Origin of the sequence: Chromobacterium rhizoryzae (genome assembly GCF_020544465.1) — a bacterium.
GTDB lineage: Bacteria > Pseudomonadota > Gammaproteobacteria > Burkholderiales > Chromobacteriaceae > Chromobacterium.
Genome location: NZ_CP066126.1, coordinates 4,609,835 through 4,631,060 on the forward strand (window position 1 = coordinate 4,609,835; position 21,226 = coordinate 4,631,060).

Genomic DNA, 21,226 nt, shown 5'->3' on the forward strand with positions numbered 1-21,226 from the left:
GCGCAGCGCCCCCGGCGCTGCTGCAACGCCGAAAGACAGCGCGGCCAAGCTCGGCTACAATGCCTGCCATGGAGAAACCGGCAGGCAATTTTTTTCTGGTCGGCTTGATGGGCGCGGGCAAGACCACGGTAGGCCGAGCTTTGGCGCGGCGCACCGACAAAACCTTTTACGACTCTGACCACGAGATCGAGGCCAGGACCGGCGTACGCGTCGCGACCATCTTCGATATCGAAGGCGAGTTGCGCTTCCGCGACCGGGAAACCTCGGTCATCGCCGACCTCGCCCGCCTGGACAACATCGTGCTGGCCACCGGCGGCGGCGCCATCATCCGTCCGCAAAACCGCGCCTGCCTGGCGGCGCACGGCACCGTCATCTATCTGCGCGCCACGATAGACGATTTGCTGGCCCGCACTCTGCACGACAAGAACCGTCCCCTGCTGCAGATCGCCGACCCCAGGGCCAAGCTGGAAAGCCTGTTCCAGGAGCGAGACCCCTTATATCGCGAGGTGGCCGACATCGTCGTCGATACCACGCAGCAGAATGTCAGCCTGCTGGTTGCCCGCCTGATGGAGCAATTGGCCGGCCTCCCCCCCAAACACCGCCCCGAACAAGGAAGCTGATTGTGATTACCCTCGACCTGATCCTGCCCGACACCCGTTACCCGATTCACATTGGCCGGGACTTGCTGGAACAGGTCGAGTTGCTGCTTCCCCATCTGCCCCTGCCCAAGGTCGCCATCGTCAGCAACGAGACGGTGGCGCCGCTGTACCTGGCCCGGCTGCAACAGGCGCTGGCCAAACACCGGATTGACTCCTTCAGCGTCGTCTTGCCGGATGGCGAGCGGCACAAGGACTGGAACACGCTCAACCTGATTTTCGACGCGCTGCTGTCGCGCAACGCCGAACGCAAGACCACCCTGATCGCGCTGGGCGGCGGCGTCATCGGCGACATGACCGGCTTCGCTGCCGCCTGCTATCAACGCGGCGCGCCCTTCATCCAGATCCCCACCACCTTGCTGGCGCAGGTCGACTCCTCGGTCGGCGGCAAGACCGCGATCAACCATCCGCAGGGCAAGAACATGGTAGGCGCGTTCTACCAGCCCAAGGCGGTGATCGCCGATATGTCGCTGCTGGATACGCTGCCGGAACGCGAGCTGTCCGCCGGCCTCGCCGAGGTGATCAAGTACGGCCTGCTGGGCGACGCCGCCTTCCTCGGCTGGCTGGAGGACAATATGCCGCGCCTGCGCGCGCGCGATCCCGACGCGCTGCAACACGCGGTCAAGCGCAGCTGCGAGATGAAGGCGGACATCGTCGGCCAGGATGAAAAAGAGCACGGCGTGCGCGCGCTACTCAACCTGGGCCACACCTTCGGCCACGCCATCGAGGCCGGCCTGGGCTACGGCGTCTGGCTGCATGGCGAAGCCATAGGCGCCGGCATGGTGCTGGCCGCCGCCGCGTCCGCCGAATTAGGCTGGCTGTCCGCCGCCGACGTCGAACGCGTGCGCAGCCTGGTGGCCGCCGCCGGCCTGCCGGTCAAGAGCCCACAGATGCCGCTGGCGCGCTGGCTGGAGCTGATGAGCCACGACAAGAAGGTGGAAGCCGGCACCATCCGGTTCGTGCTATTGCAACAACTGGGCCAAGCCACTATTCAGGCCGGCCTGCCCTCTGCGATACTCGAGAAAATACTGAACAATAATAGTTAGCGCTCAAACGGCATCGGTACAGATTCAATAAGGATTTCTACGGATTGCCGCTTGCGCCGCTTCATCAGAATAATGAATCTACTGGAGATGGAGAAGGCCGGCAGGGACACCCCGCGCAAAGCTTGAAGCCAGAGCGCACAATGTCGGGGAGCCGCCGGCGAGGCCAAGTCGTTGCAAAGCGGAAGGGGAGAAGCCACATGGTAGCGTTGAGCGCGTTTGCCGCCAGTTTTGGACTGATGGCGGGATATTACGCCCTGCGATTCTTATGGAAGAAAGTACGTTACACCAAGCCGTGCCAACGCGGCATCGATCCGGTGGGCGAGGCGGAGGTTTTTCTCGCCTACGGCCGCACCCGCGACGCGGTGCGGGTGCTGAAAGATTCGCTGCGAGACAATCCGGATGATCTGCCGGCCAAGGTCACCTTGTTGCGGGCCTATTCCAGCGAATGTAATCGCGAAGCCTATTGCTCGCTGGCGCGCGACGTTCAATCCCAAGTGCAAGGCCAGCCGGTCTGGCACACCATTCAGGAAAACGGTCGTCGGCTGGCGCCGCAAGATCCGCTGTTCGAAATCAAACTCTGACGTCTTAGCTTGCGAGTCGTAAACGCGTTCTGAGTCCTCGATGCAGTCAAGCCGACCATGGCTTCCGCCCTGGCCGGCTTGATTTCGTCGCAGCGCCCGCTCAATCCGCGGCGGCGTCCTCGTCCTTGAACTGCAGGCTGTGCAGCTTGGCGTAGAGCCCGTCGCGCGCGAGCAACTGCGCGTGCGAGCCCTCTTCGGCGATCTCCCCCTGATGCATCACCACGATGCGGTCGGCGTTCTCTATCGTCGACAGCCGATGGGCGATCACAATGGTGGTGCGGTTCTTCATCAGGTTTTCCAGCGCGCTCTGCACCAACCGTTCGGACTGGGTGTCCAGCGCCGAAGTCGCCTCGTCCAGAATCAGCAAGGGCGCGTTCTTCAACAAAGCGCGGGCAATCGCCAGCCGCTGACGCTGTCCGCCGGACAGACGCACGCCGTTTTCACCGATCAGGGTGTCGAAACCTTCCGGCATCGCCTCGATGAACTCCAGCGCATTGGCCGCGCGCGCGGCCTCCTCCACCGCCTCGCGACTGAACGAGGCTTCGCCGTAAGCGATATTGGCCGCCACGCTGTCGTTGAACAGCACCACGTCCTGGCTGACCATGGCGATATGCCGGCGTAGATCGCTCAAGGGCATGTCCTGCAGGCGCACATCGTCCAGACGGATCTCGCCGCCGTCCGGATCGTAAAACCGCGGAATCAAGCTGACCAAGGTGGTTTTGCCGCTGCCGGACGAGCCCACCAGGGCGACGGTCTCGCCGGGATGGACCTGCAAATTGATGTCGCGCAGCACCTGCCGCTCCGCCGTCGGATAGCGGAAGTTCACTCCCGAGAGCTGCAGCTTGCCGCGCGTGCGCGGCAAGGCGGTGCGGCCGTGATCGGGCTCTTCCGGCAGATCGAGAAAATCGAAGACCGATTCCGCCGCCGCCAAGCCGCGTTGCATCGCCTGGGCAATGCCGGTGATGCGCTTGACCGGCGCGAACAACAACATCATCGCGGTCAGAAAAGACATGAAATCGCCGGCGGTGAAAGCGCCGCTCTGGGCGCGCAGCGTGGCGAAATACAGGATGGCGGCCAGCGCGCAGGCAATCATCAACTGCGTGATGCCGGTGTTGGCGGACGTGGCCGCGCTCTGCTTGACCGCGTTGCGGCGGATGGCCGCCGCCGCCTGCTGAAAACGCTCGCTCTCGCGCGCTTCGCCGCCATAGACCTTGATCACGCGCTGACAGCTGATGCCCTCGCCCAGCACCTGGGTCAACATGGCCATATTCTGCTGGTTCTCACGCGATAGATTGCGCAGGCGCTTGCCCACCACCCGCATGCACAGGGACACAATCGGCAGCACCAGCAAGCAGATCAAGGTCAGCTGCCAGTCTATATACAGCAGCCAGGCCAGCAGGCTGACCGCGGTGACGCCGTCCTTGACCGTGACCGTGATCACGCTGAAGCCGGCTTCGGTCACCTGGTTGACGTCGTAGGAAATCCGCGACACCAGACGGCCGGACTGGTTGTCGGCATAGTATTGCACCGGCAGACGCAGCATCTTGGCGAACATCTGTTCGCGCAGCGTCTGCACCAAGTGGCCGGTCAGCCAGCTGGAGGTGTATTCATTGATAAAGCTGGTGACGCCGCGCACCGCGAACACGCCAATGATGGCCAAGGGCACCCAGGCGATCGCATGCGGATCGCGGTTGACGAAACCGCTGTCGATCAAGGGCTTCATCAGGCGGGCGAAGGCCGGCTCGGTCAAGGCCGCCACCGTCATCGACACCAGCGAGATCAGGAAGACCTTCCAGTAACGGCCCAAATATCCCAGCAAACGGCGATAAATCGCCCAGTTGCTTTGCAAAGAATTCTTCATTCGTTCCTATCATCCAACGCCCGCGTCCGCGGGCGGTCATCAATCCGAGCGTCAAATCCCCGGCGCGTCCAGGCCGCTGAGTTCCAGGATCCGCCGCACGTTCCGCTCCGGCGCGAAGCGGGCGCGCACATCGACGCGCCCGGCTTGCGCCCAGGCTTTCATCATCTCCGGCCGGCTCAGCGCCTGGTCGATCGCCGCGGCCCAGGCGGCGCTGTCCTCCGGCGGCGCCAACACGCCGGTTTCGCCATTGCGCATGGTCTCGGGAATGCCGCCGGTGTCGCTGGCGATCACCGGCACGCCCAGGCCCAGCGCCTCGATCTGCGACATGCCCAGCGGCTCGTAGCTGGACGGCATCAACACCAGGTCGGCGCGCGCCAACAAGGCGGCCACCGGGCTCACCACCCCGGCCAACAACACTCTATCCTGCAAACCCAACTGCCGCGCCAGCCCGGCGATCGCCTGCTGCTCCGGCCCTTCTCCGGCAATCAGATAACGCGCGTCCGACCACTTGTCTCTCAGCAAGTCCAAGGCCGCCAACACCGTCCTGTGCCCCTTCTCTCCGCGCAACATCGCCGCCTGCACCAGCAGAGGGCCGGAGGAACGGGACAGCCATTGCTCCAGCTCCGCCGGCAAGGGCTGCGCGGCGGCCTGATCCAAGGCGGAGAAATCGATGCCGGGATAGACCACATGCAGCTTTTCAGGGCGGATGGCCGGATTCTCCAGCAAACAACGCTTCAGATAAGCGCTGGGCAACATGGTCGCGTCCATCAGCTGGTTATAGCTCCAGGCCGACGCCTGACCCGGCTGATAAGTGCGCGAGCGCAGCAGAAAGGGCCGGCCGCGCCCCATTAGCCGCGCGGCAATGGCCAGATTATTGCTGTCGTGGCCGCTGTGGCAAATGGCCAGCCGCGGACGATGACGGCGCATCCAAGCGCTCAAGGCCAAGATGGACGGCATGTGGAGGCTGTTGCGAAAGCGCAGCGGCAGCACCTCCAGCCCGCGTTGACAAGCCACCTCCATCACTCGCGTCTGCGGCCGGCAGGCCAGCACCGTACGAAAACCGCGCTCTCCCAGCAGGCGCATCTGCTGCATCAACTGCAACTCCTGCCCGCCGACATTGGGGGAAGACTCGGTGAACAGCACCCAATCACGCATGCGCAGCGCCTTTCTCCCGCTGTCTCAACTCCGCCAGCAAGGCGGCGGCGGTGAACAAGAAGAGATGCAGCATATGATCCTTGTTCACGCTTTCCAGCAACATGCGTCCGAGAAAGCCGCAGGTCACCAACATCAAGACCAGACCCAAGGTGTCGCGGCGCAGACGGAAGGCCCGATAGCCGGTCCAGATCAGCACGCCGCAAAACGCCAGCCACAGCGCGACGCCGATCACGCCCAGGCCCACGCCAAGGTCGATGAAGCCGCTGTGGCTGTGGCCCACCTGATTGGGGTGCCCCGTCGCCGTCAACGCATTGGTGAAGGCGTTGCGGCTATAGCCATAACCCATGGGCTTGGCCGCGATGAGGTCCAGGCCACTGTGAATCCAGGCCACTCGCTCATAAGCAGAATCATCTACCGGCATGCCATTTGACAACTTAGGATAGGGCTCCATCCGCAGCCAGGCCTTGGTGTCGGCATAGTGCCATCCGGCAGCCGCCGACTCTACAAATACTTGATTCCGGCTATCCTGCTTGATCGTATACGCGGCGATGCTGCCCGCCGCGGCCAGGACCACGCCGGCGATAAGCAAAGTCTTGCCCCAGCCTATCTTCAGCCCTTCAAACACGGAGTACACCAGCAGCATGGACAACATCAGATAGACAAGACCGATCATGCCGTTGCGCGCGCCCGCCTTGAGGCTGACAAACAGAATCAAAGCCGCAGCCAAGCATAGCGCCCAGCGGGGAAAGCGCGTGAGCGGATGGGTCCCGCGTTGTCCAAAGCAAAACGCGGCCACGACGAAGGCCAGCACAAAGTTCATGAAGAAGGTGAATTCCAGCTTGGTGGCGGTGGTGTACACCTCGTTATACGGCCACAAGCCCGTAGTCAGATAGACATAAGCGCCATGGCTAAACTCGGTCAAGGCCAAGACGCAACCGGCGAGGATGACCAAGTCCGAAATCGTCCAGCGCCGAGGGGGGCGGAACAAAGCCAGGCCCGCCACAAACCACAAGCCTCCCATCAATAGCTGACTGCGGAACTCGCCTGCGGAGGCCTCCGGCCACATCGAGAGCGATACGCTATGCAACAAGGCGAACAACAGGAACGCGCCTAGGGTCGCGACAGGCCCGCGCTGCTCGCGCCAGTGGCGTTTGAGTTCGGGATAGTCTTTCGCCACCAGAACCAGCATCAACAACAGGATCACATAACGCAGCGCAATCGTATGAGACACGCTGGCCAAGGTCAGAAACAACAAGGACAGGCCAATAGCCAAACGGCTATGCCAGCGCGGCTCTATGCTCAGATGATCATTCATGCAGAAGTTTTTCCAAAGTTTCGGCCACCTGCCCGGCAGGCAGCGCCGCCATACACTGCGCCTGGCGGCATTCGCCGGCCTGATCGCCAAATTTTCTGAAACAACGCAAGGCCCAATCGACATCGCGATAATGCACGCTGCGCTGATTGCGGCAGGGAAACCATGCCGGGCCGACGCCGACGCAGGTGAAGCCGGAGAAAAACCGGCTCGCGCCGAACAAGGTCTCGCTGCCCGGCCCGAACAACATCAGCAAGGGCGCGCCCGCCACTTTGGCCAGATGTGCGATGCCGGTGTCCGGACACACGCAGGCGCGGGCGCGGCTCAAGACGGCGCGCAATTGCGCCAGGCTCAGCGTGCCGGCCATGACGATATCGTCCGGCCCCAGCTCGACGGCCGATAGCAGATGCTGCTCCCCCGGCCCGCACGACCACAACACCACGCAACGGCAAGCCCGAGCCGTGGCCGCGACCTGATTCCAACTGGCCGCGGGCCAGAAGCGGGTCGCCGAACTCGCGCCCACGTGCAGTACGACGAAACGCGGCGGCAAGGGCGGCAGCCCTTCAGCCGCTACCGGCCAATCCCGCAAACGAAACGGCTGGGGCTCGGGTCCGTCGATCAAGCGCGCGGCGGTATCGGTCCAGGCTTCCGGCTGCCCGGCGTACGCCACCGCCTCGTCCAGCAGCCAGTTTTTATAGCGTGGCGTTTCGCCGGCAAAGCCCACGATCCAGCGGGCGCCTATCGCGCGGGCGAGAAAGCTGAGCCGGTTTTCGCCCATCAGGTAGGCGATATCGAAACGCGCCTCGGCGAACAAGCGCCGAATCGAGGCAAAATCGCGCGGCTGCCAGGGCAGCGCCCGAATGCCGTACGGCCGCGACGCATACAACGGCGCTTGTCCCGGCGGACAGGCCAGCACGATCTCCGCCTTGGGAAAGCGCTCGCGCGCCTTGGCCAACAGACTGGTCGCCATCAAGGCGTCGCCCAGCAGAAACTGATGCAGGATCAATACCCGGCGCGTGCGCTCGGGATCCGGCTTGCGGCGCAGCCATTGCCAGGGCAGCCTCAGCAACAGCGCCGTGAAAATCAGCAAGCGCCCGGGAAAGCGTCCCGGCCTCATTCTCCGGCCCCGCCTTCGCCGTCGCCAAGCGACAGCTCCCGGTACAAAGCCAGCATCTGCGCCACCATCGTGCCCTCGCTCAAACCCGCCACCCGCGCGCGCGCAAGCTCGCCGCTGCGCGGCCAGTCCGCGCGCGCGGCCAGCCAGGCCGCCACATTGTCTTGCCAGGCGGCGACGTCTCCCGCCGCAGCCAACCAGCCGGTGACGCCCGGCTCCAGCAGCTCCGCGCCGCCGCAACGCGTGCTGGTCAGCACCGGCAAACCGCAGGCCATCGCCTCGATCACCACCGACCCAAACGGCTCGTACAGCGTCGGCAGGATGAAGCCGTCCGCCAGCCCGTAATGGCTGCGCACATCGCGCTGCGGACCGGTGAAGTGTACGCGCTCGGACAGGCCCAGCCGGGCCGCCAGCCGCTGATAGCGCGCCAGTTTCTTGTCTCCGCCCACCACCACCAGATGAACGGCGGCGTGCGGCGCGACGGCGCGCAGCGCCTGCGCCACGCCTTTGCGCTCGAAACCGGACCCCACGTAGACCAGCGTCGGCGCCTCCGGCGGAATGCCGTAACGCTCGCGCAGCGCCGCCCTCTGCTCGCGCGCCGCCGCCGGATTGAAAAACCCGCTGTCCACGCCGTTGTGGATCACCGCGCAGCGCTTCGGATCCACGCCGAAACGGCCAACCACATCGTCGCGCACCAAGGCCGAATTGCAAATCACCGCGCGCAAAGCCGGATGCCGGAACATCGCGCGCTCGGTGCGCAGCATGAAATGGTGGTAAGGATTGCAAAAGGTGCTCAGCCGCCGCCACCAGGGCCGGCCTTCCAGCCGCGCGTCCAGCCAGGCCGCGTGCACGCCGTCGCCGGCGCGGAACACATGGCAGCCGGGAATGCGCTCGTGCGACTGAACCAGATCGGCGCCGGCCTGCGTCCATGCGGCGCGCGCGGCGCGGGCGAAGCTCCAGTCGCGCCAGACGCTGCCCAGATAAAACGGCTTGACCCGCAGCGTTTCCACGCCCGGCAGGCTCTCCCAATTGCGGCTGATCAATAGCGGACGGAACTCCCCGCCGGTCTGCAATTGCTTGACGATGGCGCTGACGATGCGTTCCGCGCCGCCCGCCGGATTGTACTTCTGCCGGATAATCGCCAGCCGCTTCATGCGCTTTCCTTCAAGACCGCGTCCACCGCCGCCAGCACCGTGTCCACATCGATGCGCTGCAGACATTCGCTTTGCCAGCCTCCGCCGCAACCGGCGTTGCCGCAGGGGCGACAGGGCATGGGCTCGGACACCACGCGGTGCGGCACCTGCCACGGCCCCCATTCGACATCCCCCGACGGGCCGAACAAGGCCACGCACGGCGTTTTCATCGCCGAGGCGATATGCATGGGCACCGAATCCACGCCGATGTACAAACGCGCCTGGTCTATCGCCGCCGCCAACTCCTTCAAGCTCAGCGCGCCGGCCAGGCTGGCCACCGGCCGTTCCAGCCGCGCTTCGATGTCGGCGATCATCGCCATTTCTTCCGCGCCCGGCGCGGCCGACAAGACCAGTTGTTCGCCGCGCGCGCTCAAGGCGTCGATCAAGGCGCTCATTTTCTCCGCCGGCCAGCTCTTGAACGACCAGCGCGAGGTCGGATGCACCAGGATGTAAGCGCCTGGCCGCAGACCGCGCTCGGCCAGCTTGGCCGCCAGCGTGGCCTCGGCATTGTGCCCCGGCACCAGAACCAGCTCGCGCTGGCTTGCGTCCGGATACACGCCGATGCGCCGCAAGGCGTCCAGATGAATTTCAATCGTGTGGCGGCGATTGCCCGGCACCTGCAAATAACGGTGGGTGAAGCTCTTTTTGAAGAAGCGGCCGTAAGGGCCCTGCGGGCCCACAGACCAGCGCGGCGCAAGCAGGCGCGCCAGCCAGGCGCCGCGATTATGCTCGGTCAGCGTGATCACCAGATCGTAGCCGCGGGCGCGCAACTGGCTCAGCAGGGCCAGTTCGGCCCGGGCCTGGCCCAGCGGCCCCCGTTTTTTCCAGCCGCGATCTATGGTGTGCAGTTGCGCGATAGCCGGATGCAGACTCAGCATTTCCCGGGTGTCGTGGTAAACCAGCGCGTCGATCTCCAGATGCGGCGCCTGCTGTTGCAGCGCGGAAAACAGCGGAGAAGTCAGCAGCACGTCGCCGTGGTGGCGCAGCTTGATGACCAGCACCCGCCGCACGGCGTTCAGGTCGATGGGATCGTTCAGCATAAGAAAGGAAAAAGCCGGATCAGACACCCGGCTCGGCATTCAATTGTTGCAAAAGATCGGCGATTTTATCAGGGTCTTCGCTTCTAAGCATGCGCGCCGTAATCGGCGCGATCTGATCCAGGTGGGTATTGAGCACCTGTTGCTTGACCGCCAGCAGGTTGGCCGGATGCATGGAGAACTTGCGCAGGCCCATGCCCAGCAGCAAACGCGTCAGCCGGGCGTCGCCGGCCATCTCGCCGCACACCGACACCGGCACCCCGCCCTTGATGCCGGCCTTGATGGTGTGCAGGATCAGTTTCAGCACCGCCGGATGGATGGGGTCGTACAAATGGCTGACCGAGTCGTCGTTGCGGTCGATCGCCAGCGTGTACTGGATCAAATCGTTGGTGCCCACCGAGAGAAAATCGATGTGCTTGAGAAAGCTGCCCACCACCAGCGCCGCCGACGGGATTTCAATCATCGCGCCCACTTCGATGTCCTCGGCGTAGGCGATGTTTTCCTCGCGCAGCTCCTGCTTCGCGTATTCGAACTGCGCCAGCGCCTGCTTCAGCTCCGGCAAGGAATTGACCATGGGGAACAGAACCTTGATCTTGCCGTGCACCGAGGCGCGCAGCAGCGCCCGCAGCTGCGCGCGGAACATCAGCGGCTCGGCCAGGCATAGACGGATGCCGGTCAGGCCCAGCGCCGGATTGTCCGCCACCGCGTGGTTCAGCCATTTCGGATTCTTGTCCGCGCCCAGATCCATGGTGCGTATGGTCACCGGCAAACCCTTCAGGGTTTCCGCCACGTGCCGGTAGGCCTCGTACTGCTCGTCCTCGTCCGGCAAGGTGTCGCGCCCCAGAAACAGGAATTCGCTGCGGAACAGGCCCACGCCCACCGCGCCGGACTTGCGCACGTCTTCCACGTCCTGCGGCAGCTCGATATTGGCCAGCAGTTCGATCGCGGTGCCGTCCTGGGTCTTGGCGTTGGATTTGCGGATGGACGACAGCTTGCGCCTTGCGTCGCGCCAGGCGCGCAGCCGGCGTCGATACTCCGCCAGCACCAAATCGTCCGGATTGATGATCACCACGCCTTGCAAACCGTCGACGACGATCAGTTCGTCTTCGCGGATCAGTTCGCGCGAATGATGCAGGGCGATCACCGACGGCAGGTCCAGGCTGCGCCCCAGAATCGCGGTATGCGAAGTGGCGCCGCCCACGTCGGTGATGAAGGCGGCGAAGTTGGAATCCTTGAAATAAACCATGTCGGCCGGCGACAGATCGTGCGCCACCAGAATGTGGTCGTCGACCAGATCCTCCGGCGCCGGCAGCTGCGGCACGTCGCCGTCCAGGTTCTTGAAGATGCGCTCCACCACTTGCAGCACATCGTTCTTGCGTTCGCGCAGATAGTCTTCCTCGATCGCGTCGAATTGCTCGACCAAGGACTCGCATTGCAGCTTCAACGCCCACTCGGCGTTGCAGCGCTGTTTCTCTATGATTTCGCGCGGCTCGCGCGAGATGGTGACGTCGCCCAACAGCATGATGTGCAAAGACAGGAAGGCGCCCAACTCCGCCGGCGCGTTCTCAGGAATGCTGCCCCACAGCATTTCCAGCTCTTTGCGGGTGTCGCGAATCGCTTCGTCGAAACGCGCCAATTCCGCCGGGACTTCCTCGTCGTCCAGCAGATAATGCGCGACATCGTCCATGCTGCGCGAAATCAAATGGGCGCGGCCAATGGCAATGCCGCCGCCTATGGCCACCCCGTGCAGGATGATGCTCATCGTCCCATCCTCAGACTCCGGCTTATTCGGCCTCGTCGAACCGGTTGTTGATCAGGGCCACCAGGGCGTCCAACGCCACTTGCTCATCCTCCCCGCTCACTTCCAGTTCCACGGTCGCGCCCTTGGCCGCCGCCAGCATCATCACGCCCATGATGCTCTTGCCGTTGACCCGGCGATTGTTGCGCGCGATGAAGATATCGCTTTTATAGCGGCTGGCCAATTGGGTGAACTTGCTGGAAGCGCGTGCATGCAGGCCGAGCTTGTTGATGATTTCGACTTCAATTCGCAGCATTGCCTTCCCCCGGAATAATATAAAGCACGCCCTCCAGGCCGCCGGTGATCGCCTTGCTGACGACGATCTCCAACGGCTGGCTGCTATAGCACAAGGCTCGGACCACCATGGGCAAGCTCGCCCCGGCCACCGCCTCCACCCGCCCCGGCCGGATCAGCCGGCTGGCGATATTGGACGGCGTGCCGCCATACATATCGGTCAGGATCACCACCCCGTCGCCCGCGTCCAGCCTGTCCACCAACAACTGGGCTTCGGCTTGCTTGCTTTCCGGGTCATCGGTCTTGTCGACCGCCATCACCGCCAGATTTTCCGGCTCTCGGCCCAGGATATGCCTGGCGCAATCCGCCAGACTGCGCCCCAGGTCGCCATGCGCGATTATCAATACACCTACCATGCCTGATTCTTCATGTTGGCAGCGTCGTCGGCGCAGAGCCGGGACGCTGAAGCAAAAAGGTTGATCAACACGTCAGTCCGCCATTGTATCAGCAGTATTCCGCCAGAGGCGGCCGGCGTCAGCTTTAAACCGCGGCCCTCCGCCTTGTATAGCGCGCTTTTCTCGGCCAGCGCAACGGCAAAAAAACGTCAGCACACCCGGCTCCGGTACCAGCCCAGCTTATCCGCCAAGCCCACCACCTCGCCGACGATGATCAGGGCGGGCGACGCGATATGATGTTTGGACATCAGTTCCGGCAGGTCTTCCAGCGTGCCCGCCACCGTGCGCTGACGCTCGGTGGTGGCCCACTCCACCGCGGCGGCCGGCGTCGTCGCCGGCTTGCCGTGTTCGATGAAGGCCCGGCACAACTCCTGGGCGGTGGAAACCCCCATGTAGACTACTACGGTCTGGGCCGGCCGAGTCAACGCCGGCCAGTCAAGGTGAATGCTGCCATCCTGCTTGTGGCCGGTGACGAAGGTCACCGACTGCGCGTAGTCGCGATGAGTCAGCGGGATGCCGGCGTACGCCGCCGCCCCGCTGGCGGAGGTGATGCCGGGCACCACTTCGAAGGCGACGCCGTGCGCCGCCAGCGTCTCGATCTCCTCGCCGCCGCGGCCGAAGGTGAACGGATCGCCGCCCTTGAGCCGCAGCACCCGCTTGCCTTGTTGCGCCAGTTCTACCATTAAAAGATTGATGTCGCCTTGCGGCAACGCATGGTTGGCCCTGGCCTTGCCCACGTAAATGCGCTCGGCGTCGCGCCGCACCAGTTCCAGCAGTTCCGGCGCCACCAGATTGTCGTGCAAGACCACGTCGGCCTGCTGCATCAAGCGCAACGCGCGGAAGGTCAGCAAGTCCGGATTGCCCGGTCCCGCGCCCACCAGATAGACCGCGCCCTGCGCCGTCTGCGCGTCGGCGTTCTCCAAGCGGCGCTCCATCGCCTGCTCGGCGGCGGCTTCGTCGCCGTTGATCACCGCCTCGGCCAGCGGCCCCTCCAGCACCGACTCCCAAAACACCCGCCGCCGCTCGACGTCGGGAATGCCGGCCTTGACCCGGTCGCGAAACCCGGCGGCAAAGCGCGCCAGACGGCCGAAGCCGCTGGGAATCAGGCTTTCCAGCCGGCCGCGAATCAAGCGCGCCAACACTGGCACGCCGCCGCCGGAGGAGACGGCGATCAGCAGGGGGGAACGATCCACGATGGCCGGGGTGATGTAGCTGGACAATTCCGGGTCGTCCACCACATTGACCGGGATATTCAAGGCCTGGCAGGACATCGACACTTGGCGGTTGATCTCGCGGTCGTTGGTGGCGGCCACCACCAGGCGCCGGCCCCGTACTTGGGCCGGCTCGAAACAGGCGCTCAAATGCGTCAACTGCCCCTGCCGCGCCATCTCGGCCAGCTCCGGCGTCAACTCCGGCGCCGCCACCGTCAGCTCCGCGCCGGCGGACAGCAAAAGCCTCGCCTTGCGCAGCGCCACCTCGCCGCCGCCCACCAGCAAACAGGAAGCGCCTTGCAATTTAAGGAAGATCGGGAAGTAATCCATATGGCCAGCTCCGCAACAATGTTTGCAGCATACTGCATTTGTTGCATAAAAACGACGCTGGCGAATGCTATCAATATTACGAAAAGCGCCCTGTTTTGCGCCTGGTGCCATCATGGCAGCTTTGCGCGCCATCGCGCCTCCGGAGATCTGTTTGAACCCAGCCTTACGCCGCCGGGCCAGCCCGCGTCGCCGCCTGTTCGCCGCTGCGGCTTCGCTATGCCTGTTCGAGGCCGACTACGCGTACGCCGCGGCCTCGGACTGGCTCGCCGGCTGGCCCTTGCTCGTCCCCATGCTGGCGTTGCTGGGTCTGCCGCTCTGGCGGCGCCGGCGGCAGCTGGCCGCGCTCCGCCGCCAGGTCAGGGACAGCCGGCAAGCGCTGGCGCTGTGCGACGCCGCCGGCCGCCTGCTCGCCGTCTCCGGCCATGCGCCCGCGCCCACGCGCCAGGACGGCGGCCTGAGCGGCTACGGCTTCAGCCCGCACGATCTCGCTTTGCTGCTGGACCCGGCTCATCCCGGCCATCGCGACGGCCTGCTGGCCGCCCACGCCGATTTGCTCGCTTTTCCGCTGCCCTGCCCGCTCCCCGGCCATCTCTTGCTGCGCCTGCAGCCGCCGCCCGCCATTCACGGCCCCGGCGGCGATTGGGGCGGCTGGCGGCTGGCGCTGCAGGACGCGCGGCTGGGCTTGCTGGAATTCGACCTGGCCGGCCAAGCGGTGCGCGGCGCGCCGCAAACCCTGCACGCCCTGCTGGGCCTGCCGGCCGACGCCGAACGCCTGGCGTTCTCGCGCTGGCTGGAACTGCTGCACCCGGAGGACCGCTCGCTGTTCACCGCCCTGCTCAGCCATCCGGAACAAAGGCAGGAAAGCGCCAGCGGCATGGAGTTCCGCGTGCGTCACGCCCACGGCCACTGGGAATGGCTGGAGCAGCGCACCCAGTTCCACAAGGACGAGACGGGCCGTATCAGCCATATCCACGCGCTGTGCCAGATCGTCACCGCGCGCAAGCTGGCCGAGTCCGCGATGCTGCGGCGCGAACAGGAATTCCGCACCTTGGTGGAGAACTCGGAAGACGTCATCGCCCGCTACGACCTGGAGCTGCGCTGCCAATTCATCAACCGCAGCGTCAGCCGCTATTCGACGCTGACACGCGAGGAACACCTCGGCCGCAGCGTCCACGACAAAGCTTGGCCAGAAGCCGCGCGCGCGCGCTTCGCCGAGGAGTGCGAACAACTGATCGCCGGCGGCGAGGCGCGCCGCTTCGAGCTGGAGCTGAGCCTTGGCCCTCGGCGCTGCATTTTCGAAGTGAGGCTGTTTCCCGAATTCGGGCTGGGCGGCGAACTCCGCAGCATTTTGGCGGTGGAGCGGGAAATCACTCACAGCCGCCAGAGCGAACGTTTGCTGGCGGAGGAAAACGCGGTGATGGAGATGATCGCCGGCAATGCGCCGCTGCAAGACACCTTGAATCAGATCTGTCGGATGATGGAGTCGCAGCTGAATCGCGGCGTCTGCTCCATCATGCTGCTGGACCCCGCGGGGGAAACGCTGAGGCTGGCCGCCGGCCAAAGCCTGCCGGCCGGTTATCGCAAGCTGCTGGAACAGGTGCCGGTGGGCCCGGAGGCCGGCTCCTGCGGCACCGCCGTCCACCGTAAAAGCCTGGTCATCGTCGAAGACATCGCCAGCAGCCCGCTGTGGGCCGGCTACCGCGAGCAGGTGGCGCCCTTCGGCCTCAGCGCCTGCTGGTCCACCCCCATCTTCTCCAGCGACCGCCGCCTGCTCGGCGCCTTCGCCATCTACCATCCTGAGCCGCGCCAGCCCGAGCCGGAAGAACTGCAGCTGGCGCAGCGCAGCACCCACCTGATCGCCATCGCTCTGCAACGCGACGCCCATGAGAAAAAGCTCTATCAGCTCGCCACCCTGGACGAGCTGACCGGCCTGTGCAACCGCCGCCAGTTCATCGCGCTGTCCAGCCGCGAGATCGAGCGCAACCGGCGTTATCAATTGTCCTTGACCGTGTTGATGATGGACCTGGACCACTTTAAGAACATCAACGACCGTTACGGCCACGCCAAGGGCGACGAGGTGATCGTCCACTTTGCCCAAAGCTGCCGCAATGTGTTGCGCAGCACCGACATCTGCGGCCGCCTGGGCGGCGAGGAGTTCGCCGCGGTGCTGCCTGACACGCGGATGGAAGACGCGCTGCTGGCGGCGGAACGCCTGCGCCGCGTCGTGGCGGAGGCCCGCCTGCCGGGCGGCGAGGCCGGCCCTCTGCAATACACGGTCAGCATCGGCGTCGCCGTGCTGCGCGCCGACGAGACCGACATCGACGAAGTATTGGGCCGCGCGGACAAACAGCTGTACCAGGCCAAACACAACGGCCGCAACTGCATCAGCGGCGAGGAATTGCTGCTATTGCGCTAAAATGCCGGCTTGAATCTCTCTCCCAAGATGTCCACCGTGAGCGCCTGGCAAACCGATTACCTCTCCCATCCGCTGTATCTGCCCGTCCGCGACGCCGCCGCGCTGATCGCCCCCGCTTCCTGGCCGGAGCAGGCGGATTACGACCAGTTGCTGCGGCGCTATCGCCGGCAGCGCCCGGACGCGCTGCCGCCCGAGCTGCGCTTCGCCTGCGATCTGGAGCCGGAAGCCTATTACGAGATGCATATCGGCCATACCGGCGAGATTCCCACGCGCACCGGCAATTGGCACGACTGGTTCAACGCGCTGGCCTGGCTGGCCTGGCCGCTGAGCAAGCTGGCGCTGAACCGCCGCCACCTGCGCGCCATCGCCCGCGGCGAAACCAAGCGCGGACCGCTGCGCGACGCCGCCACGCTATTGGACGAATGCGGCATCGTCGTCGCCGTCTCCGATCCCGACTTCAGCCGGATGCTGGACGATATGGAGTGGCAGCGCCTGTTTCTGAAACACCGCCAGGACTGGGGCCGGCGCATCGGCGTCCACGCCATCGGCCACGCGCTGTTCGAAGTCGGCCTGCGGCCGCATATCGGCTGGTGCGGCAAGGCCTTGCCACTGCAGGTGCCGGCGGAATTCTTTGCTTGGGAAGAGGCGCGCCGTCTGGCGCACTTGGACGAGGCGCTGGCGCGCCGGCTGGACGACGACGCCTTCATGCCGGCGCCGCGCGCGCTGTGGCCGCTGCCGCTGTTGGGCATTCCCGGCTGGTGGCCGGACAACGAAGACCCAGCCTTTTACGATAATCGCGATTATTTCCGGCCGACGCGGCGGGCGAAGTCCTCCAACGTCACCGACTGAAGCTCGGCCGTCATCGGCCCCAGCAGGCTTTCCACCCCGGCGCCGACATCGTCGTCGCGGTAGTTGTCGCTGCGATAGACGAATAGTTCGAACAGCTCCACCATGCAGATGGCCGACAACTTCTTGCCCAGCACCCAGCCGTCGCGCTGGCTTTTCTGCACAAAGCCGCGGGAGCTCAACATGTCCAGCACCCAGCCCAGCTCGTCGTAGCCCACCTTCACCTGGCTGCGCAATTTCACCGGGCTCAACAATTCGCCGCGGTTCTGCGCCTCGTCCAGCAACAGCAGCACTTCCACCGCATCGAGAAAGCGCCGCCTGGGCTCGAAGCGCCGCCGCCAGGCGTCGCCTTCCCAATAGGACAGCGAGGCGGTGAACACCGCGCCGCTGAGCACCACCATCCACAAGCAATACACCCACAGCAGAAAGATGGGGATGCTGGCGAAAGCGCCGTAGACCAGCTGATAATTGGCCACCTGACCAATGTAAAAGCCGAACAAGGCGCGGGTGGCCTCCAGCAGGATCGCGGTCAGCAAGGCGCCGACGCTGGCGTGCTTGATCGGCACGAAGCGATTGGGCACGATGCGGTACAACAGCGACAGCACCAAAGCGGTCAGCAGGATGGAGCCGCCGGCCTCGACCACATTGGCCAGCACCGGCAGCGCGTGGTCGAACTTGCTGATCTTGAACAGGCTGCGCCAGGCCAGCAGGCTGCCGCCCAGCACCAGCGGCCCCAGGGTCAGCACCGTCCAGTACACCATGCTCTGCTGCAACAGCGGCCGCCCGCGGCGCACGCCCCAAATGGCGTTGAAAGTCCGGTCTATGGTGGACATCAGCATTAACGCGGTCACGCCCAGCATCACGATGCCGGCGGCGGTCAGCTTTTCCGCATTGTCGGCGAACTGGCGCATGTAGACGGTGATCACCTTGCCGGCGAACTCCGGCACCAGCGTGGACAGCAGCATGATCTTGAAACGGGTGCTCAGATCGGAGAACACCGGAAACGCGGAAATCACCGTCAAAGCGATGGTGAACAAGGGCACCAGCGCCAGCAGCGTGGTGAAGGTCAGGCTGCCGGACACTTGCGCGACGCGATGGCTGCCCATGCGCCGGGCCAGAAAGCGGGCGAAGCCCAGATACGGTTCGATTCGACTCATTTGCATCCCGGCAAAATAATGGCAAAGCGCGGATCAGGCAAGCCGCGAAGACTTGCTTTATCATGCACCGGCTCGCGCAACGGCGCGCGCCTTATCGTTTTTTTGACCTCAGACGGAAGATTCCAAACCCATGCAAGACCTCCTGGTGCTCTATTACAGCCAGCACGGCGCCACCCGCGAACTGGCCCGCCTGATCGCCCGCGGCATAGAGAGCGTGCCCGGCTGCCAGGCCCGGCTGCGCACCGTGCCCAAGGTGTCCGCGGTCTGCGAGGCCACCGAGGCCGCCGTCCCCGAGTCCGGCGCGCCCTATGTCGAAGCCGCGGACCTCGCCGAGTGCATCGGTCTGGCGCTGGGCAGCCCCACCCGCTTCGGCAATATGGCGGCGGCGGTGAAATATTTCCTGGACGGCACCAGCCCGGAATGGATGCAGGGCGCGCTGGCCGGCAAGCCCGCCTGCGTGTTCACCAGCAGCGCCTCGCTGCACGGCGGCCAGGAATCCACGCTGCTGACCATGATGGTGCCCTTGCTGCACCACGGCATGGTGATGGTGGGTCTGCCCTATACCGAAACCGCGCTGAGCCAGACCCGCACCGGCGGCACCCCCTACGGCGTCAGCCATGTCGCCGGCGTGCGCAATGAGCAGCCGATCAGCGACGATGAAAAACAACTGGCGCTGGCCCAGGGCCGCCGGCTGGCGGAGATTGCGCTGAAGCTGGCCGCTCCGATTTAAACCTCCGGCGCATCGAAGAAAGCGCTGGGCGACGCGCCCAGCTCGCGCTTGAACATTGTCGCGAAGGCGCTGGGACTGGCGTAGCCCAGATCCAGCGCCACCTCCAGCACGCTGGCGCCGCGCGCCAGACGTTCCAAGGCCGCGATCAGCCGCGCCTGCCGCCGCCACTGTCCGAAGCTGAGCCCGGTCTCGCGCTGAAAACGGCGCTGCAAAGTGCGCGGGTCCATCGCCGCCTGCGCCGCCCACTCGGCGACGCCGCGCGCGTCGCCGGGCTGACCGAGCAGTTGCCGGCACAGCTGGTCCAGCGCCGGCGACGCCGGCTGCGGCAAGGACAAAGCCAGGCTGGGCAGGCTGCGGATCTCATCCAGAATCAAGCCCATCACCCGCTCCGCGCGGCTATCCGGCGGATAAGGCACGGCAATGCCGGTCGCCGCCTGGATCAGCTCGCGCAACAAGGGCGACACCGCCAGCACGCAGCACGTCTCAGGCAAGCCGTTCAAGGCGTCGCCGCGCACGTACACCGTGCGCATCCGCACCCGGCTCAGCATGTTCACCTGATGCCAGGTGGCGATGGGCAGCCAGATGCCGCGCGTCGGCGGCACGATCCAGCGCCCCTGATCGGTGGTGACCATCATCACGCCCTCCACCGCGTACAACAGTTGGGCGGTGGGATGGGCGTGCCGCGGCGATACGCCGCCGGCCGCGTAATCGCGCGCCTTGCCCACCACCGGCGCCGCGCCGCCGTCGTAGTCATGCAAATGATCAAAATCCGTCATAACGCCTCTTTTGCAAAGATGCCTGCCCTATTTTCGCAGGACGGGCGTTGCTTTGCTCGCTAGTATGACTTCACCCACTAGCTGAATGATTCTCAAGCCCATGACTACCGCCGCCGCCTCCGCGCCAGATCAAGACCGCACCCGTTTCCGCGTGCTGGGCGCCATCAGTTTCTCCCATTTTCTCAACGACATGCTGCAATCGCTGTTGTTGGCGACCTACCCGCTGCTCAAGGGCAATTACCAGCTCAGCTTCGCCGAGATCGGCCTGATGACCTTGACCTATCAGTGCACCGCCTCGCTGCTGCAGCCGCTGGTCGGGCTCTATACCGACAAGAAGCCGATGCCGTATTCGCTGGTGCTGGGCATGGGCGCCACCCTGTGCGGCCTGCTGCTGCTGTCCAGCGCCGGCAGCTTCCCGCTATTGCTGCTGGCCGCGGCGCTGGTGGGCACCGGCTCCTCGGTGTTCCATCCGGAATCGTCGCGGGTGGCGCGCATGGCCTCCGGCGGCCGTCCCGGTCTGGCGCAATCCATCTTTCAGGTGGGCGGCAACGCCGGCAGCGCCAGCGGGCCGCTGCTGGCGGCCTTGATCGTCATTCCCCTGGGCCAGGGCAGCATCGCCTGGTTCGGTCTCGCCGCCTTGCTGGCGATGGCGGTCTTGTTCAAGATCGGCCAGTGGTACAGCCATCAACAGCGCAAGGCCAAAGCCGCCGCCGCCGTTACGCCGCCGCCGCTGTCGCCGGCGCGCGTGAAGCTGACGCTGTTCGCCTTGCTGGTGCTGCTGTTCTCCAAATACTTCTACACCGCCAGCATCACCAGCTACTTCACCTTCTATCTGATTCAGCATTTCGGCCTGGGCGTGCAAGCCGCGCAGCTGCATTTATTCCTGTTCCTGCTCGCGGTCGCGCTGGGCACCATCTTCGGCGGGCCGATAGGCGACGCCATCGGCCGCAAGCGGGTGATCTGGTTCTCCATCCTCGGCATCGCGCCGCTGACCCTGATACTGCCCTACGTCAATCTGTTCTGGACCAGCGTGCTGTCGCTGGGCATAGGCTTTGTGCTGGCCTCCGCCTTTCCCGCCATCATCATTTACGCGCAGGAATTGTTGCCGGGCCGGGTGGGCATGGTGTCCGGCATGTTCTACGGCTTCGCCTTCGGCATTGGCGGCATAGGGGCCGCGGTGCTGGGCCAGCTGGCCGACAGCCACGGCATCGAATTCGTCTATCGCTTGTGCGCCTTCTTGCCGCTGCTGGGCCTGGTGGCCGCCCTGTTGCCGGATCTGCGCGGCGACAAGGTTTGACACTGGCGCCGCCCTGCCCGG

At 64.9% G+C, this 21,226-nt stretch carries 19 protein-coding genes; 7 read left to right on the plus strand and 12 right to left on the minus strand.

The window, feature by feature from the left end; genetic code table 11:
* Window positions 1-59: 59 nt before the first annotated feature.
* From aroK to JC616_RS21065, 3 genes are all read left to right on the plus strand, one after another.
* A complete protein-coding gene (gene aroK / locus JC616_RS21055; RefSeq protein WP_227105266.1) occupies window positions 60-620 on the plus strand; it encodes a shikimate kinase AroK in 561 nt (186 codons plus the stop codon).
* 2 nt (window positions 621-622) lie between these two features.
* On the plus strand, window positions 623-1,702 hold the full coding sequence (aroB, locus tag JC616_RS21060) for a 3-dehydroquinate synthase (RefSeq protein WP_227105269.1): 1,080 nt from the start codon (window positions 623-625) through the stop codon (window positions 1,700-1,702).
* 197 nt (window positions 1,703-1,899) lie between these two features.
* Window positions 1,900-2,283 (plus strand): type IV pilus assembly protein FimV, encoded by a 384-nt coding sequence (locus JC616_RS21065; protein ID WP_227105271.1) that lies wholly within the window; start codon window positions 1,900-1,902, stop codon window positions 2,281-2,283.
* Between the two features lie 100 nt (window positions 2,284-2,383).
* Here JC616_RS21065 and msbA read toward each other — a convergent pair whose 3' ends face one another.
* The 10 genes from msbA to cysG form a co-directional block, all read right to left on the minus strand.
* Window positions 2,384-4,144, minus strand: coding sequence for a lipid A export permease/ATP-binding protein MsbA (gene msbA, locus JC616_RS21070; protein ID WP_227105273.1), 1,761 nt, complete (start codon window positions 4,142-4,144; stop codon window positions 2,384-2,386).
* Window positions 4,145-4,195: 51 nt separating this feature from the next.
* Window positions 4,196-5,299, minus strand: coding sequence for a glycosyltransferase family 4 protein (locus tag JC616_RS21075; protein ID WP_227105274.1), 1,104 nt, complete (start codon window positions 5,297-5,299; stop codon window positions 4,196-4,198).
* Window positions 5,292-6,614, minus strand: coding sequence for an O-antigen ligase family protein (locus tag JC616_RS21080; protein WP_227105275.1), 1,323 nt, complete (start codon window positions 6,612-6,614; stop codon window positions 5,292-5,294). Before JC616_RS21080 ends, JC616_RS21075 begins: the two co-directional genes overlap by 8 nt.
* Entirely contained in the window at window positions 6,607-7,728 is a 1,122-nt protein-coding gene (locus tag JC616_RS21085) for a glycosyltransferase family 9 protein (protein ID WP_227105276.1), read from the minus strand. The genes JC616_RS21080 and JC616_RS21085 overlap by 8 nt, the downstream gene beginning before the upstream one ends.
* Entirely contained in the window at window positions 7,725-8,879 is a 1,155-nt protein-coding gene (locus JC616_RS21090) for a glycosyltransferase family 4 protein (RefSeq protein ID WP_227105277.1), read from the minus strand. Before JC616_RS21090 ends, JC616_RS21085 begins: the two co-directional genes overlap by 4 nt.
* Window positions 8,876-9,958 carry a putative lipopolysaccharide heptosyltransferase III gene (gene rfaQ / locus JC616_RS21095; RefSeq protein WP_227105278.1) on the minus strand — a complete coding sequence of 361 codons (1,083 nt, stop codon included), beginning with the start codon at window positions 9,956-9,958 and terminating at the stop codon, window positions 8,876-8,878. Before rfaQ ends, JC616_RS21090 begins: the two co-directional genes overlap by 4 nt.
* A gap of 19 nt (window positions 9,959-9,977) precedes the next feature.
* On the minus strand, window positions 9,978-11,717 hold the full coding sequence (gene ptsP, locus JC616_RS21100; protein WP_107800734.1) for a phosphoenolpyruvate--protein phosphotransferase: 1,740 nt from the start codon (window positions 11,715-11,717) through the stop codon (window positions 9,978-9,980).
* 22 nt (window positions 11,718-11,739) lie between these two features.
* The gene (locus JC616_RS21105) at window positions 11,740-12,009 is read right to left on the minus strand and encodes an HPr family phosphocarrier protein (RefSeq protein ID WP_019100446.1); all 270 of its coding nucleotides are present in this window, start codon (window positions 12,007-12,009) and stop codon (window positions 11,740-11,742) included.
* Window positions 11,996-12,403 (minus strand): PTS sugar transporter subunit IIA, encoded by a 408-nt coding sequence (locus JC616_RS21110; RefSeq protein WP_048414043.1) that lies wholly within the window; start codon window positions 12,401-12,403, stop codon window positions 11,996-11,998. Before JC616_RS21110 ends, JC616_RS21105 begins: the two co-directional genes overlap by 14 nt.
* Before the next feature lie 188 nt (window positions 12,404-12,591).
* Complete coding sequence (cysG, locus tag JC616_RS21115; RefSeq protein WP_227105279.1) at window positions 12,592-13,983, minus strand: siroheme synthase CysG; 1,392 nt, start codon at window positions 13,981-13,983, stop codon at window positions 12,592-12,594.
* Between the two features lie 151 nt (window positions 13,984-14,134).
* Here cysG and JC616_RS21120 point away from each other — a divergent pair, with 151 nt between their 5' ends.
* A complete protein-coding gene (locus JC616_RS21120) occupies window positions 14,135-16,399 on the plus strand; it encodes a sensor domain-containing diguanylate cyclase (RefSeq protein WP_227105280.1) in 2,265 nt (754 codons plus the stop codon).
* 27 nt (window positions 16,400-16,426) lie between these two features.
* Entirely contained in the window at window positions 16,427-17,248 is an 822-nt protein-coding gene (locus JC616_RS21125; protein WP_404990257.1) for a DUF3025 domain-containing protein, read from the plus strand.
* On the opposite strand, the gene JC616_RS21130 is transcribed toward JC616_RS21125, so the two are convergent.
* Window positions 17,200-18,402, minus strand: a complete 1,203-nt coding sequence (locus JC616_RS21130) for a YihY family inner membrane protein (protein WP_082158910.1) — start codon at window positions 18,400-18,402, stop codon at window positions 17,200-17,202. The two genes, JC616_RS21125 and JC616_RS21130, sit on opposite strands and share 49 nt — an antisense overlap.
* A 130-nt stretch (window positions 18,403-18,532) precedes the next feature.
* On the opposite strand from JC616_RS21130, the gene wrbA reads away from it, so the two are divergent.
* Complete coding sequence (gene wrbA / locus JC616_RS21135; protein ID WP_227105282.1) at window positions 18,533-19,132, plus strand: NAD(P)H:quinone oxidoreductase; 600 nt, start codon at window positions 18,533-18,535, stop codon at window positions 19,130-19,132.
* Here wrbA and JC616_RS21140 read toward each other — a convergent pair.
* Entirely contained in the window at window positions 19,129-19,908 is a 780-nt protein-coding gene (locus JC616_RS21140; RefSeq protein WP_227105284.1) for an AraC family transcriptional regulator, read from the minus strand. The two genes, wrbA and JC616_RS21140, sit on opposite strands and share 4 nt — an antisense overlap.
* A gap of 100 nt (window positions 19,909-20,008) precedes the next feature.
* On the opposite strand from JC616_RS21140, the gene JC616_RS21145 reads away from it, so the two are divergent.
* Window positions 20,009-21,205, plus strand: a complete 1,197-nt coding sequence (locus JC616_RS21145; protein WP_319792910.1) for an MFS transporter — start codon at window positions 20,009-20,011, stop codon at window positions 21,203-21,205.
* The last annotated feature ends 21 nt before the right edge of the window (window positions 21,206-21,226 follow it).

Bases quoted from the DNA above. Each gene is read 5' to 3' on its own strand.
- aroK (WP_227105266.1), top strand. From the start codon at position 60: ATGCCTGCCATGGAGAAACCGGCAGGCAATTTTTTTCTGGTCGGCTTG.
- JC616_RS21065 (WP_227105271.1), top strand. From the start codon at position 1,900: ATGGTAGCGTTGAGCGCGTTTGCCGCCAGTTTTGGACTGATGGCGGGA.
- msbA (WP_227105273.1), bottom strand. From the start codon at position 4,144: ATGAAGAATTCTTTGCAAAGCAACTGGGCGATTTATCGCCGTTTGCTG.
- JC616_RS21075 (WP_227105274.1), bottom strand. From the start codon at position 5,299: ATGCGTGATTGGGTGCTGTTCACCGAGTCTTCCCCCAATGTCGGCGGG.
- JC616_RS21080 (WP_227105275.1), bottom strand. From the start codon at position 6,614: ATGAATGATCATCTGAGCATAGAGCCGCGCTGGCATAGCCGTTTGGCT.
- JC616_RS21085 (WP_227105276.1), bottom strand. From the start codon at position 7,728: ATGAGGCCGGGACGCTTTCCCGGGCGCTTGCTGATTTTCACGGCGCTG.
- JC616_RS21090 (WP_227105277.1), bottom strand. From the start codon at position 8,879: ATGAAGCGGCTGGCGATTATCCGGCAGAAGTACAATCCGGCGGGCGGC.
- rfaQ (WP_227105278.1), bottom strand. From the start codon at position 9,958: ATGCTGAACGATCCCATCGACCTGAACGCCGTGCGGCGGGTGCTGGTC.
- ptsP (WP_107800734.1), bottom strand. From the start codon at position 11,717: ATGAGCATCATCCTGCACGGGGTGGCCATAGGCGGCGGCATTGCCATT.
- JC616_RS21105 (WP_019100446.1), bottom strand. From the start codon at position 12,009: ATGCTGCGAATTGAAGTCGAAATCATCAACAAGCTCGGCCTGCATGCA.
- JC616_RS21110 (WP_048414043.1), bottom strand. From the start codon at position 12,403: ATGGTAGGTGTATTGATAATCGCGCATGGCGACCTGGGGCGCAGTCTG.
- cysG (WP_227105279.1), bottom strand. From the start codon at position 13,983: ATGGATTACTTCCCGATCTTCCTTAAATTGCAAGGCGCTTCCTGTTTG.
- JC616_RS21125 (WP_404990257.1), top strand. From the start codon at position 16,427: ATGTCCACCGTGAGCGCCTGGCAAACCGATTACCTCTCCCATCCGCTG.
- JC616_RS21130 (WP_082158910.1), bottom strand. From the start codon at position 18,402: ATGAGTCGAATCGAACCGTATCTGGGCTTCGCCCGCTTTCTGGCCCGG.
- wrbA (WP_227105282.1), top strand. From the start codon at position 18,533: ATGCAAGACCTCCTGGTGCTCTATTACAGCCAGCACGGCGCCACCCGC.
- JC616_RS21140 (WP_227105284.1), bottom strand. From the start codon at position 19,908: ATGACGGATTTTGATCATTTGCATGACTACGACGGCGGCGCGGCGCCG.
- JC616_RS21145 (WP_319792910.1), top strand. From the start codon at position 20,009: ATGACTACCGCCGCCGCCTCCGCGCCAGATCAAGACCGCACCCGTTTC.